The 13,770-nt window shown below is 37.3% G+C and carries 13 protein-coding genes; 2 read left to right on the forward strand and 11 right to left on the reverse strand.

Annotation, left to right across the window (positions count from 1 at the left end):
* Window positions 1-8: 8 nt before the first annotated feature.
* From AC4BD1_RS10580 to groES, 3 genes are all read right to left on the reverse strand, one after another.
* On the reverse strand, window positions 9-278 hold the full coding sequence (locus tag AC4BD1_RS10580) for a hypothetical protein (protein ID WP_206910195.1): 270 nt from the start codon (window positions 276-278) through the stop codon (window positions 9-11).
* 212 nt (window positions 279-490) lie between these two features.
* Window positions 491-2,116, reverse strand: coding sequence for a chaperonin GroEL (gene groL / locus AC4BD1_RS10585; protein WP_206910197.1), 1,626 nt, complete (start codon window positions 2,114-2,116; stop codon window positions 491-493).
* 40 nt (window positions 2,117-2,156) lie between these two features.
* Complete coding sequence (gene groES / locus AC4BD1_RS10590) at window positions 2,157-2,441, reverse strand: co-chaperone GroES (protein ID WP_071869115.1); 285 nt, start codon at window positions 2,439-2,441, stop codon at window positions 2,157-2,159.
* A gap of 235 nt (window positions 2,442-2,676) precedes the next feature.
* Here groES and AC4BD1_RS10595 point away from each other — a divergent pair, with 235 nt between their 5' ends.
* Complete coding sequence (locus AC4BD1_RS10595; protein ID WP_206910198.1) at window positions 2,677-3,330, forward strand: CPBP family intramembrane glutamic endopeptidase; 654 nt, start codon at window positions 2,677-2,679, stop codon at window positions 3,328-3,330.
* Between the two features lie 58 nt (window positions 3,331-3,388).
* Here AC4BD1_RS10595 and AC4BD1_RS10600 read toward each other — a convergent pair whose 3' ends face one another.
* From AC4BD1_RS10600 to AC4BD1_RS10610, 3 genes are all read right to left on the reverse strand, one after another.
* Window positions 3,389-4,822, reverse strand: coding sequence for a 6-phospho-beta-glucosidase (locus AC4BD1_RS10600; RefSeq protein ID WP_490466486.1), 1,434 nt, complete (start codon window positions 4,820-4,822; stop codon window positions 3,389-3,391).
* 36 nt (window positions 4,823-4,858) lie between these two features.
* Window positions 4,859-6,190, reverse strand: coding sequence for a PTS sugar transporter subunit IIC (locus AC4BD1_RS10605; RefSeq protein WP_206897606.1), 1,332 nt, complete (start codon window positions 6,188-6,190; stop codon window positions 4,859-4,861).
* A 193-nt stretch (window positions 6,191-6,383) separates the two neighbouring features.
* Entirely contained in the window at window positions 6,384-7,133 is a 750-nt protein-coding gene (locus AC4BD1_RS10610; RefSeq protein ID WP_206910201.1) for an SIS domain-containing protein, read from the reverse strand.
* Between the two features lie 147 nt (window positions 7,134-7,280).
* Here AC4BD1_RS10610 and AC4BD1_RS10615 point away from each other — a divergent pair, with 147 nt between their 5' ends.
* A complete protein-coding gene (locus AC4BD1_RS10615) occupies window positions 7,281-7,910 on the forward strand; it encodes an NAD(P)-dependent oxidoreductase (RefSeq protein ID WP_490466487.1) in 630 nt (209 codons plus the stop codon).
* Between the two features lie 69 nt (window positions 7,911-7,979).
* Here the strand turns inward: AC4BD1_RS10615 and AC4BD1_RS10620 are convergent, their stop codons facing one another.
* From AC4BD1_RS10620 to yycF, 5 genes are read right to left on the reverse strand one after another with little or no spacing between them, the layout of a single operon-like run.
* Window positions 7,980-8,789: an MBL fold metallo-hydrolase gene (locus tag AC4BD1_RS10620; RefSeq protein ID WP_206910203.1), complete on the reverse strand. Its 810-nt coding sequence runs from the start codon at window positions 8,787-8,789 to the stop codon at window positions 7,980-7,982.
* 55 nt (window positions 8,790-8,844) lie between these two features.
* Window positions 8,845-9,717, reverse strand: a complete 873-nt coding sequence (locus AC4BD1_RS10625) for a two-component system regulatory protein YycI (RefSeq protein WP_206910204.1) — start codon at window positions 9,715-9,717, stop codon at window positions 8,845-8,847.
* Window positions 9,718-11,037 (reverse strand): YycH family regulatory protein, encoded by a 1,320-nt coding sequence (locus tag AC4BD1_RS10630; RefSeq protein ID WP_206910206.1) that lies wholly within the window; start codon window positions 11,035-11,037, stop codon window positions 9,718-9,720.
* Window positions 11,034-12,869, reverse strand: a complete 1,836-nt coding sequence (walK, locus tag AC4BD1_RS10635) for a cell wall metabolism sensor histidine kinase WalK (RefSeq protein WP_490485597.1) — start codon at window positions 12,867-12,869, stop codon at window positions 11,034-11,036. The genes AC4BD1_RS10630 and walK overlap by 4 nt, the downstream gene beginning before the upstream one ends.
* 3 nt (window positions 12,870-12,872) lie before the next feature.
* Window positions 12,873-13,577 (reverse strand): response regulator YycF, encoded by a 705-nt coding sequence (gene yycF, locus AC4BD1_RS10640; RefSeq protein ID WP_067482900.1) that lies wholly within the window; start codon window positions 13,575-13,577, stop codon window positions 12,873-12,875.
* Window positions 13,578-13,770 lie beyond the last annotated feature (193 nt).

The raw sequence follows: 13,770 nt of genomic DNA on the forward strand, positions 1-13,770 counted from the left end.
CACCTACCTTAAACGAAAAGTTTTTCTTGTAGATAGTCTATCACAGCTGGCCCACATTCATAAAATTGATACAACTTTTCTTGATAATAAAAACTAATTCGTTGTCCGCCCCAAAAGGTATCTTTGGTTAAATTGGTTAACTCGCTGATATCAATTTTTTCTATCACTGGTTTATTCAGGCCTTGAAAACTTTTTAAAACTAATTTATTTTCACGACAATCTACCAACGCGTAAAAACAAGTGCTTGATGTTCCCAAAATTTTCACATAAGTATGCATAGGTAAGCCCTCCTTCTTGATAGTTCGAGTATAATTTATGAAACGCGTCCCAGAGCAAGCAAAACGTTTTGATAACAAAAAAGAAGACAGTTGACGGATGAATTCGTCAACTGTCTTCTTTTTTATTTAGATGATTGTTCTTTATCTGTAGATACCTCATTCAATAAAAGAGAGCTGTAACCATACAGCTCTCTTTTATATATGTTAGATTACTACATCATACCGCCCATCATTGATGGATCCATCGCTGGAGCAGCAGGAGCAGCTGGTTCTGGTTTATCCGCAACAACTGCTTCAGTTGTTAATAACAACGCTGAAACGGAAGCAGCATTTTGCAATGCAGAACGTGTTACTTTCGTTGGGTCAACGATACCGGCTTCCACCATGTTTACCCATTCGCCTGTTGCTGCATTGAATCCAGTACCAAGTTCAACATTTTTCAATTTGTCAACGATTACTGAGCCTTCATATCCAGCATTTTCAGCGATTTGACGAATTGGTTCTTCTAATGCACGAACAACGATTTTAATCCCTGTTGCTACGTCACCTTGAGCTTCTACTTCAGAAACTTTACCAATGACATTCACTAATGCAGTACCACCACCAGATACCATGCCTTCTTCTACGGCAGCACGAGTAGCATTTAGCGCATCCTCAATACGTAATTTCAATTCTTTTAGCTCAGTTTCAGTCGCCGCACCAACTTTGACAACTGCAACACCACCAGCTAATTTAGCTAAACGTTCTTGTAATTTTTCACGATCGAAATCAGAAGTTGTTTCAGCAATTTGGTTTTTGATCAATTGAACACGTGCATCAATTGCTGTTTTATCGCCAGAACCTTCAACGATTGTTGTATTATCTTTATCAACAACGACTTTTGAAGCATTTCCTAAGTTATCAACCGTTGCATCTTTCAATTCTAGACCTAAGTCATCAGTGATCACTGTACCACCTGTCAAAATAGCGATATCTTCAAGCATTGCTTTACGACGGTCGCCAAATCCTGGTGCTTTGACAGCAACTACATTAAATGTTCCACGAATTTTGTTCAAGACTAATGTTGGTAATGCTTCGCCATCTACGTCATCTGCAATGATCAATAATGGACGAGATTGTTGTAAAATTTGTTCTAATAAAGGTAAGATATCTTGAATATTTGAGATTTTTTTATCTGTGATCAAGATATAAGGATTATCTAAAACAGCTTCCATTTTGTCATTATCAGTGACCATGTATTGTGATAAATACCCACGGTCAAATTGCATTCCTTCAACAACATCTAATTCTGTTTCGATTCCTTTTGATTCTTCAATTGTGATTACCCCGTCGTTACCGACTTTTTCCATTGCATCTGCAATCAAATGACCCACTTGTTCTGAACCAGAAGAAACAGCAGCAACTTGTGCGATTGCTTCTTTTGAATCAACAACTGTAGAAATATTGTGTAATTCTTCTACTGCTGCTTTTGTAGCTAATTCAATTCCTCGGCGAATACCTAAAGGATTAGCACCAGCAGTTACGTTTTTCAAACCTTCTCTAACGATTGCTTGTGTTAAAACAGTAGCAGTAGTTGTACCGTCACCTGCAATATCATTCGTTTTTGAAGCAACTTCAGAAACTAATTTTGCACCCATGTTTTCAAAATGATCTTCTAATTCAATTTCTTTTGCAATTGTTACCCCATCATTAGTAATCAATGGAGAACCATAAGATTTTTCTAAAACAACATTACGACCTTTTGGCCCTAAAGTAACTTTTACTGTATCAGCTAATTTATCTACGCCACGAAGCATTGCTGCGCGTGCGTCTTCTGCGAATTTCAATTCTTTTGCCATGATTGGTTTCACCTCAATAATAAATTTTATTTATCTAACTTTACTCAACGATCGCCATAATATCTTTGCCAGAAACGATCAAATATTCTTTGCCTTCAAATTTCACTTCTGTTCCGGCATACTTTTCAAACATTACTTGATCGCCTTCTTTAACAGCGGCAGGAACTTTTTCACCGTTTTCTAATAAACGGCCTTCACCAACCGCAACGATTCTACCAGTTTGTGGTTTTTCTTTTGCAGAGGAAGCTAAGACGATTCCTCCCACAGTTTTTTCTTCTTCTTTTGCGACTTCGATGATGACACGGTCACCTAATGGTTTTAACACGATAAATCCCTCCGATAACACGATTTTTAGTTCTGTTAGCACTCTTACTCATCGAGTGCTAACCTACATTTTTAATAATACTCATTCTGCTCCTTTTTTGCAAGCTTTTTAAATCAAAGAAATCTGATTTTTTATTTTCATCGGCGAACAACTTTCGTATGGTATAATTACCAATAAATCTTGACTACTAACACAGGTAAGCCATCTTTTATAAGAGCCTGCAAGGAGGAATTTTATGTCATTAAAAAAATATAGTCTACTAAGCATTTTTTGCTACGGTTTAGTTTTTGTTTCCCCTGTACTTTTGAGCATTACTGGTATTGTTACTACTTCGACTGGTTTGATTTCAGCGACAACGATCACGTATTTACTAGGAGCTTTGATTCTACTATTTCTGTATTTTAAGCAAAAAGAACCTTTAACGATAGAAGCAGATGTACCCAAAGCAAGTGTTCCTGAAATCATTTTGCTTGGATTAGGTGGTATTTTGATAGCGATCCTTTTACAAGGTGTAGCTGTCAGAATAGAAACTTTTTTATTTGGTCAAAGCGCTCCATCTGAAAATACGCAAAATATCATCCAGATGATTTTAAAAGCACCTGCCTTTATTTTAGCAACGACTATTGGTGGCCCAATTATGGAAGAACTTGTTTTTCGTCGTAGCATTCTAGGTCTTATTAGTCACTACTCTAATTTTTGGGTAGGCGCTGTAATCAGTTCTCTACTTTTTGCCGTTGCACATGCAGATGGACATCTATTAGTTTACTTTTTTTTGGGTTTCTTCTTTAGTTTATTGTATAAATCAACTGGTCGAATTTGGACTTCGATGATCACACACGTTGGTATGAATACATTAGTTATCGTTGTACAGTTGTTGATCCAAAAATAATTTTCACCTTCAATTAAAAACTGCGACAAAATCATTTGAGATTTTGTCGCAGTTTTTTTTAGCTTAATGTTTCACCGTTCGTAGCAATAACTTCCTTATACCAATCAAACGATTTTTTCTTGCTTCTTGCCAATGTCCCATTTCCTTCGTTGTCCTTATCAACATAGATAAAGCCATAACGTTTTTTCATTTCTCCTGTTCCAGCCGAAACCAAGTCAATGAATCCCCATGGCGTATAGCCCATTAAATCAATACCGTCATATTCAACAGCGTCTTTCATTGAAGCAATATGTTCTTGTAAATACTCAATACGATAATCATCTTCAACTTGTCCGCTTTCCCCAATCTCATCGATCGCGCCAAATCCATTTTCCACAATAAATAATGGTTTTTCGTAACGTTCATTGAACCAGTTCATTGCGTAGCGTAAGCCCATAGGATCAATTTGCCAACCCCAATCAGATGCTTTCACGTAAGGATTTTCTACTAAATCTGCTGCTTCATCATAATCAAAAGTTGGTGCTTTTCCATGATCTTTGATTGCAAACGACATGTAGTAACTAAAGCCAATATAGTCGACACATCCTGCCTTTAAAATATGGGCATCTTCTGCTGTTCGATCTAAGTCAAATCCTTTTCGTTTGAAGTATGCATCCATATAACTTGGGTAATGACCTTTGCAATGCACATCAGTAAACCAATAGCGTCTTTGCATTGCAACTGTTGCTGCCATCATATCATTGGGACTACATGAGTAACTATAGATTGGAACCATGGCAATCATACACCCAATTTCAAAGTTTGGATTGATTCGATGACCAATCTCCACTGCCTGCGCACTTGCTACTAATTCATAATGTGCAGCCTGATACATGATTGCTTCGCGATCTTCGCCTTCTTCATAACGAATACCAGAATTAGTAAATGGTGCGAAATCTTCATGGAAATTTGCTTGATTGTTGATTTCATTAAAGGTCATCCAGTATTTCACTTTCTCTTGATAACGAGTGAAACAAGTTTCCGCAAATCGAGTAAAAAACTCAATCATTTTTCGATTTCGCCAGCCCCCATATTTTTTCACCAAATGATACGGCATTTCAAAATGAGAAAGTGTGATAACTGGTTCAATTCCATACTTTAAACATTCATCGAATAGGTCATCATAAAATTGTAATCCTGTTTCATTTGGTTCTAATTCGTCACCTTTTGGAAAAATTCTGCTCCAAGCAATGGATGTTCGAAAACAATTCAATCCTAATTCCGCAAACAAACGCACATCTTCCTTATAGTGGTGATAAAAATCAATTGCCTCATGATTAGGATAATATTTGCCTTCAATCACACCATCTGTAATTTCTCTTGCTACACCATTTTTTCCAGCAGTCATGACATCAGCAACACTAACACCTTTGCCTCCTTCTTGCCAACCACCTTCTAATTGATGGGCTGCTACTGCACCGCCCCATAAAAAATCTTTTCTCAATACGCTCATACGATCGACTCATTTCTTGTTAATTTGTAAAATCGTTTATAAAACTTGTGACTCTTCTAATTGATCTGCTTCCTCAAAAGAAAGATCATTTTCTTGTGCATAATTCATTGCATCGATTTTCTTCACAAATGGTAGATAGATAAAGAAACCAACTGCTAAAACAAATGTTTGTAACAATGCTGCTTGCCAGCCACCTACTAAAAAGCCTGAGATAATTGGTGGTGTTGTCCATGGTACTTGTACAGCTGTGAATAACGGAACTAGTCCTGTATACAAAGCAAAGTAAGTGATCACGCCAGAAACAACTGGCGTTGCAATAAATGGAATGGCCATAATCGGGTTCATTACAATCGGTGTTGCAAAAATAATTGGTTCGTTAATGTTAAAGATAGCTGGTGCTAAAGATAAACGACCAAGTTGTTTGAACTGCGCTGATTTTGCAAAGAAAACCATGAACATCACGACACCAATTGTCATTCCAGCACCTGTGACTGTCATAAATTGATCTAAAAATTGTTGTGTAACGATATGTCCACCATTCGCAACAGTCAATGCTTTACCAGACTCAAGAATCTCTGTGTTTGCTAATGAATTTGCTTGTAAGATTGGTCCCATGATCCCGCCGACAATCGTTGAACCATGTACCCCAAAGAACCATAAGAATGGAACTAAGAAACCAAGCATCAATGCACCACCAAGTGAATCAGTTACACCTTGCATTGGGCTTTGGATTACTTCGTAAATCCATTGAATCATTGTTGTGCTGAAGACTGCATCAAAGAAAATATATACAAGCATTGCAAAAGTGATCAACACAGCTGCTGGAATCAATGCAGTAAATGAGTTAGCCACATTATCGGGCACTTGCTCAGGCAATTTGATTCGAATATCTCTTTTTAGGAACCAAGTGTAGCCCCATCCAACAAATAATCCCACCAAGATTGCACTGATCATTCCTTGACCACCAGTCCAAGCTTTATCAATTACGTTCCCAATTACAACACCAGATTCTGCATCCGTCACATCTGAACGCATTGTTAATAAAAAGATAACTAATGCAATCATTCCTGCTGGCAATCCTTCAAATCCTTCGTCTTTAACGTAAGAATAAGCAATCCCAACTACTGCAAAAATTGCCATGATCGCAAATGAAGCACCATACGCTTGATTAAAGTAAACAGCAAGACCAGAATTATTGACCCATTCTGAAACGGCTGTAACTGGGAAGTTCGCTAGTAATAGAAAAACCGAACCAACAATGGTGAAAGGCATTGTATATAACATCCCATTACGCAAAGCAGTAATAGGCTTTGTATTAACAAATTTTAAAACCGGAGGTAAAACTTTCTCATTAATCCATTCGTTCATAATACATCTCTCCTTATCCAAGTAAATTAAAAAAATCATCCAATAAAAAATAAGTGCACTTCATCCAATAAATCCTTTTCTATACTCCTTTCTTTCACTTTATATCCGTTTACATATATAACTATAACTAACCTTGCCAAAGAAAAAAAGAGCTCAGCCGTATGCAGGAACATGTTCCAACAAAAAAAACAGGCTAATGTGCTCTTTCCATTTCTTGACTCGCTTTTTGCGCTAACATTTCTAATAAGGTCACCACTGGGACTTGTGTCGTAAGATTCAGTGACTCCTCTTTTCCTCTTGTTTCTGGCATATAATAAGACAAATTGTAGTCTGCCAAACGAGCAATCGTTGACGTTTCGTCATTGGTAATACTCAAGACTTTCGCACCATAACGCTTAAAAGCTTCTGTTTTTTCGATCATTTCAGACGTCTCACCTGATACGGACAAAATAATCGCTAATGTACTTTCTAAACCACGAGAAGGAACTGGGGCGAATGGATCAGTGATACTATATGCATTCAATCCTAAATTGATAAAGTAGCGGCTGCCATATAATCCCAGGACACCACTTGTACCAATTCCAGAAAAAGCAACATGACGAGCTTCTACAATCATTTGTACTGCTTGTTCCAAAACGATTCGATAGCTTTCATTGTTGACTTTTTTCAAAAAAGAATCCACTTGAACAGTTGCATCATAAAATTGTTCAAACATTTGCTGCTTCGCTTGTGTCTGATAATTTTTGATTGCAAATTTCAACTCGGAAAAACCTTGTAAACCTAATTTGTTACAACAACGTAAAATCGTCGTGGTCGACACATGACACGCATCTGATAATTGACGAATCGTCATTCTTGAAACTTCCTCTAAATTGGCAATCAAATAATTATAAACAATCATTTCTAGTTCATTTAACTGCTTTATTTTTTCTGATTCAAACACTGTTTTCCCTCCCCTCATTATCTTTTAATTATAACAGAGCAATAAATATAAAAGAAAGTCTGGCACTGAATTCTTCCAGAAAAAACCAATTCTTTGACCCTACTCACATAACTTCATACAATAAAGGAAATGATAGGAGGTTTTTTGATGAAAATAGCAATTATTGGTGCAACTGGTCACGCAGGTTCATTGATTTTAAAGGAGGCCCTTGCTCGTCAGCTCGATGTTACAGCCGTTGTCAGAAATGCCAAAAAACTAACAGTAGCTGTTCCATTTATTGAAAAAGATTTATACGATTTGGCGACTGAAGACCTTGCTTCTTTTGACATTGTTATTGATGCATTCAACGCACCCGCAGGCAAGGAAGAAATGCATCAAACGTCCCTTGCTCATTTAACAAAAATTTTAACGAATACTTCGACTCGGTTACTTGTCGTTGGCGGTGCGTCTTCTCTATTTACTGACCCAGAAAAAACAACTCGGATGATTGACCAAGTACCAAAAGACGCGCCTTTTTATCCAACAGCTTTCCATATGTCACAAGCGCTTACTCATTTAAAAAACACAAAGGGACTTCGTTGGACCTATATCAGTCCGGCTGCGTTCTTCAATCCAACTGGCGAACGAACTGGAAAATATCAATTAAATGACGACTTTCTTCACAACAATGCACATGGAGAAAGTGTTATCAGTATGGCGGACTATGCCATTGCTTTAATTGATGAGGTCTTAGCAGATAAGCATGAAAACGAGCATATTAGTGTTGTAAGTCAATAAAGTAAATAAAAAATCCCAATAGTTTAATCAAACTGTTGGGATTTTTTATGATATTTTTGGAACAATTTGTTAGATTGAAAACAATTCCGTTGCTTGATCTGGATCCGTATCGTACACATCAAAATCAGACCCCACACCGAAATCTTTTTCTTTTAATATGTTTTCCATCGTCAAATGAGCTAGCTCTTTCAAGTTATTTTCCTTACTCAAGTGACCTAAATAAATACGTTTCGTTCGATTACCAATCACATCAGTCATCACTAATGCACCATCTTCATTTGATAAATGACCACGATCTCCTAAAATTCGTTGTTTTAAATTCCACGGATACGAACCCATCCGCAACATTTCCAAGTCATGATTACTTTCCATCAGATAACCATCTGCGTTTTCAATAACCCCACGCATATAATCACTACAGTAACCAGTATCCGTTAACATCACGAAAGAACGATTTTCTTTGTAGATACGATAAAACTGTGGCGCAGCCGCATCATGCGAAACACCAAAACTTTCAATATCGACATCTCCAAAAGTTTGGACTTTTCCCATTTCAAATAAATGTTTTTGCTCGACGGGTACATTACCGATCAACGGCGACATTGCTTCCCACGTTTTTTCATTGGCATACACGTCTAAATGGTATTTCCGTGCCAGTACACCTACACCATGAATGTGATCTCGATGTTCATGCGTCACAAGAATACCATCTAAGTCTTCAGGTTTACGATCAATTTGAGCCATCAAGGAAGTAATTTTTTTCCCGCTAAGACCTGCATCCACCAATAGTCGTTTCTTCTCACTTTCCAAATAAAGTGAGTTTCCTGAACTCCCACTCGCAAGGATACTGATTTTAAAAGCTGGTTTTTCTTGGACCATTTATTTATTACTTCCCTTCTTCACACTGTAAACTTTTTTCATTATACCTACTTTTTTAATTATCTTCCACTTTTGGAACCACATTATTTGTCACAATGGTGTTACTGAATGCATTAACGGATTCAATTTGAACACTTTTATCACTTGTTTCAATAGCCACATACCAAATTGGAACGTACACATTTTTTTCTCGAACCTTTACGATACAAGAATAAGCAAGTTGACGCCATAAAATTTTTGAAGAACTAGGAATCTTATTATTCACATAAAGCGTTTGGATTGCTTCTTCTTCTGAATATAGATCCATTTTTTCACGTAGCTGTTCAATATTCGTCAAATGTGTTTGCGTATATTTCGTCAGTTGGTAGACACCATCATCCTTTTCCACCATAAAATTGATTTCAGCTGTATCATCATGAAATGGAATTCCTTCATACGACTGACTCGCCTGAATCTCTAGTGAATCTCCGTCTAATGTCGAGAAATTCGTCATAAATTCATATTCATCGCCATAAAGCACATTATTTTGGCTATTCAAAAATTCCGTAATCGAATGTTTAGTTTGTTTATTGTCGATCTTGTACTTTTCGGATTCTTCAGTGGCAAACGTCTTCGTTAAAGTAGACAGCCCGTCAAAAGTGATGCCGCTACGAAGCAACCCCGTAGAATTCTTTTTTCGATGTTGTGTTAAGACCGTGCCTAAATCACTTTGTTCAGCACTTAAATAATATCCTTGCTTGCTCTCAGAAGAAATATTCCCTGAATAAGAAATATCATCACTAGCTAGACGATTTTGTATTGACTCCGTTTGATCTGATCGTATCACATTGTTTTCTTGGTTCATTGCCTCGTGATAACTGCTGAATAAAAAAATATTGAGACCTAAGAAAGCTAGGAAAAAAATCCATTCAATTTTTTTAAAGTCCACTTAGTTCGCCTCCATTTCAGCTAGTTTGTTAGACAATTCACTGGCAGAGTACCAATTCCCTTGATATTTCACATACCATTCTGGTAGCAAATCTACGACTCGGTTTGTTTCTTTGATATTTTGCCACGTATAACCAATGATGACCGATTCAAGTTCTTCTTTTTCCACACCATGGGTAACCAATTGTTGAATCACTTCAGCTGTGCTAGCCAATTCTACTGATTCATCTGAAGGGATAGGTACTTGAATCGCATTTAAACTAGTCTGAATGTTCACTTGCGCTTTTTCACTGGCTTCATCATTAATCGTTATCCCAACTTTTCCTTTACTATCCGTACCAAATACTGGGAAGCCTTCAACAAAAATCCGATAATCGATTTGGTTATCTGTGCGATCAAAATAATGAAGATTTCCTAAGCTACTACCAATTTTACTGATGTATGGAAAACTTTTTGAATAAATATTTCCATTAGCATTTGTATCAGACAATTCTCCTCGAAAATCGACAACTTGACTAGCAGAATGAATTGTCATTGTTTCATTCCCACCATAAAAAATCAATTCGCTACTTTCATCATTGTTTTTTACTTCATCAGGTGACTGGAAGAAAGCATTTCGAAAAAGTGTATAAGGTTGTTGCGATAGAATGTAACTGTATTTTTTTAACTTGATTGGTGATTCTGTATCATATTGTTGAGCAATCACAGATGCTTTTTTAGACATTTTAGTCCATTTATTTTCATCGAAAGATAACTCTTTTTCAATATCCTCCCAATTTAGAGAGATATTGGCTTCATAGATTGTTTGATGAACAAAGTCCAAGAAACGGATTTTTTTATTTTTTTCATCAAACTGGATACAAGTAAATGAAATCATCTCCGCATCATTGGATAGACTACTTATGTCTAAGTTCAATCCAAATGCTTGGATGTATTCTTGTAACAAAAAAGGAGCAAGATAAGTTAACTCAAAACCTTCCGAAAGTTCCTTTTTCTGATCGAATTCAGTTTTATTTCCTGTAACCACTGCTGCAAGTTTGCCAAAACGAGCTTTACCGATAACTGTTTGTAAACGCGAAACTAAGTTCTCACTATTGGTTTCTCGAATATTCTCTCCTTGGACCCACGTCACATGGAGTGGCAAAAAAATTTCTGAAGATTTTCGATTAGCCTGTGATTCAGTCATCACTTGCGTACTTGTTTCATCCACATTCACTGTTTCTTTTCCAGCAGGACTTAGCCAGATAACATAGGAGAAATATAAACTCAGTGCAACCATCAAAACTAGTCCAATCCGGATGATTTTTCCTGAAATTTTCATTCCCACCAGTCCTCCTCGTATGGTTCATAGGGTAGCGAAATATAGAAAGTCGAACCTTGTCCTTCTTTACTTTCTGCCCAAATGGCTCCTCGATGTGCTTTAACTACTTCACGTGAAATTGCTAAACCAAGACCTGTGCCACCTTGCGCACGTGCTCGAGCTTTGTCTACACGATAAAAGCGTTCAAATACTCGATTCAAATCTTTTTTAGGGATGCCTAGTCCTTGGTCAGTTACACTTAAAATGACATTGTTATGTGTTTCTAATAAGCGACAAGTGATTGTTCCTCCATCAGGAGAATATTTAATGGCATTATTCATAATATTATCGATTACTTGGATAATTTTATCGGTATCCACTTCGACCCAGAGATCTCGTTGAGTAAATTCACGGCGAATCGCATATTTCTTTTCTTGATTGCCAACCATCATGTCGAAACGATCGAGGACGAAATTGATTAGCTCATTAAAATTGACATATTCTAATTGTAGTTGTGTATTCCCCGTATCCATTCGAGAAAGATTCAATAAGTCATTGATCATCCGAATCATACGGTCTGTTTCATCTAAAGTTACCTTCAAGAAATTCGGAGCAATCTCTTCATCTTGCCATGCACCTTCGCTCAACGCTTCAATATAGCTACGCATACTTGTTAATGGTGTGCGCAGTTCATGTGATACGTTGGAAACAAATTCGCGACGTTCACGTTCTGTTTTTTCTTGCTCTGTTACATCATGCAATACAGCAACCAAGCCACTAATAAAGCCTGATTCACGACGAATCATCGAAAAGTCAACGCGTAAAATCATCTGGTCGCTTTCGGTAGAACCTGTTGAGCGGTCAAGAACCATCTCATCTGGGTTTTCTAACAATTTACGTAATGTATACTCTTCTTCGATATCAAGTAATGTCAAAATAGACTGACCAATCGCCTCTTCATTTTTAATATCTAACAATGATAAAGCCATATCGTTAATCGTGATAACTTTTCCTCGACGATCGGTGGCAATAACCCCATCCGTCATATGGGAAAGGACACTGTCCAATCGATTTCGTTCAGCTTCCATCGTGTCTTGCGCTTCTTCGATTCGTTCAGCTAACTGGTTAAATGTGTCTGCCAATTGTCCCAACTCATCTTGTCCGTGAACTTTGACTTTTCGACTATAGTCACCTCGCGCAATCCGGATAGCTTGTTCACGCATTTCGCCAATTGGTTGTGTAATTGAACGAGCAACCAAAACCGACACAATCATCGAGATGAATGCCGCAATCAGCGAAGCCGTGAAAAAGATAATCGCTGTGTTGCTAATTTCTGAATACTTTTGCTCAATATCACTTTTGACGTAAAGAGCCCCGATGACGGCATCGCCGGTCGGGGACAGAATAGGCTGAACATTAATATTTACCCGTTTGTCATCTGAATCAAGTGCGACATAACGTTTAGTAGTAAAATCATCAACGGCTACATAATCATTTTTTTTACCGATAGAACTTTGTTCACTTACATCTGTTGTCCCCCGAATAATCCCTTTTTCATCAACCACACGAATTTCGATAATATCGCTTGAAGCACTATTTTCGATAAAACGCTTGATATTCCCATTGACCTCATCTGGATCTGCCGTATCTTTTCGACTAAGTTCAGGACTAATCGTTGAAGCTAATGAGACAACTGTCTGATTCATATCTTTGATAAACGTGTTGATCGTGGAGCGCTCCAAACCACGTATAAAATACGCACCAATAATTTCAATCGAAATCAATAAAATCAAAATGAATGTAATCGCGATTTTAAAATTGACTGATCGAAAAAAGCGGACCTTTTTCTTCATTGATTACTCCTGTTCTGGGTTACGCAAGTAGTAACCAACACCACGACGTGTAACTAGATAGTTCGGGTGACTTGGATTGTCTTCGATTTTTTCACGTAAGCGACGCACCGTAACATCAACTGTTCGTACATCACCGAAATAATCATAACCCCAAACAGTCTGTAATAAGTGTTCACGTGTCATTACTTGTCCAATATGTTTTGCCAAATAGAAAAGCAATTCAAACTCGCGATGTGTTAGTTCAATTGTTTCCCCACGTTTTGTTACCATATAAGCATCTGGGTGAATAGTTAAATCACCAATGGTCAATTCAGATGGTGTCACCTCTTCGACTTCTTTTGCAGCTGCTGCACCACGACGTAAATTTGCTTTGACACGAGCAACCAACTCTCGATTCGAAAACGGTTTCGTCACATAGTCATCTGCGCCAAGCTCTAATCCTAAAACTTTATCAATTTCAGAATCTTTTGCAGTTACCATGATGATTGGCATGTCATAAGTTTTACGAACTTCTCGCGCTACTTCTAGTCCGTCCATTTTGGGTAACATCAAATCTAATAAAATCAAATCAGGAACTACCTCTTCGACTTTTTCTAAGGCTTCTTCGCCATCGTACGCAGTATAAACATCGTAACCTTCTTTTGTTAAATTAAACTTAACGATATCCGAAATCGGCTTTTCGTCATCGACAACTAAAATTTTCTTCATAAAGAGCCACCTCTTTTTTATTATTGTCATACCTTTTCATTATACCGTATTTCGAGATTTGTTTCATCCTTGCATTTTGAAATGAGAAGGAAACTTAAAAAGGTTGTGAGGCAAAGCGGTCAGCTCCGAAAAAATAAGGAGCAACTGAAAAAAATAGCCTCATATATTTTTGATCCGTTACGAATTATTTCGA

The organism is Enterococcus sp. DJ147D b (assembly GCF_058216655.1).